Here is a 650-nt window from a genome sequence, read left to right as displayed (position 1 = left end):
CCCGGAGGGAGCGCTCCCCCCCACCCCCGCACCCCACACCGGAGGACCAGCCATGCCCGAGAACACACACGCGCACCCCACCAGACCACCCGCGTCCCGCCGGGCGGCCCGCCGCGGCGGGGCGCTGACCCTCGCCGCCGCCCTCGTCGCGGCCGGCCTCGCCCTGGTCACCGCCCCGGGCCACGCCTCGGCCGCGGACGTGCAGCTGCTGGCGAACCCCGGGTTCGAGACCGGCACCCTGAGCGGCTGGACGTGCGCCGCGGGCTCCGTGGTGGCCGCGCCCGTGCACACCGGCACGTCCGCACTGGCGGGCGCCGCCGACGCGTCCGACACCGCGCAGTGCCAGCAGTCCGTCACCGTGCAGCCGAACACCACCTACACCCTCGCAGGCTGGGTCCAGGGCTCCTACGTCTACCTCGGCGCGACCGGCACCGGCGTCAACGCGAGCACCTGGGCGCCGTCCGCCGCCTCCTGGACGCGGCTGTCCACCACGTTCAAGACCGGCGCGAGCACGACCTCGGTGAGCGTCTTCACCCACGGCTGGTACGGCCAGGGCACCTACCACGCGGACGACCTGAGCCTGACCGGCCCCGGCGGCGGCGCCACGACCCCGCCCACCACACCGCCGACGACTCCCCCGACGGCACCTC

The 650-nt window shown here is 76.8% G+C and carries 1 protein-coding gene; it reads left to right on the top strand.

Annotated features, from left to right (window positions below):
• Positions 1–52 precede the first annotated feature (52 nt).
• Positions 53–650: carbohydrate binding domain-containing protein (locus tag V7E46_RS33680; RefSeq protein WP_333771947.1), on the top strand; the 598-nt coding region annotated here is incomplete at its 3' end.

The organism is Streptomyces sp. IBSBF 2435, assembly GCF_036815005.1.
GTDB lineage: Bacteria > Actinomycetota > Actinomycetes > Streptomycetales > Streptomycetaceae > Actinacidiphila.
Note: the sequence above shows the minus strand (reverse complement) of the source record. Positions and strands in the feature narration are given on the sequence as shown.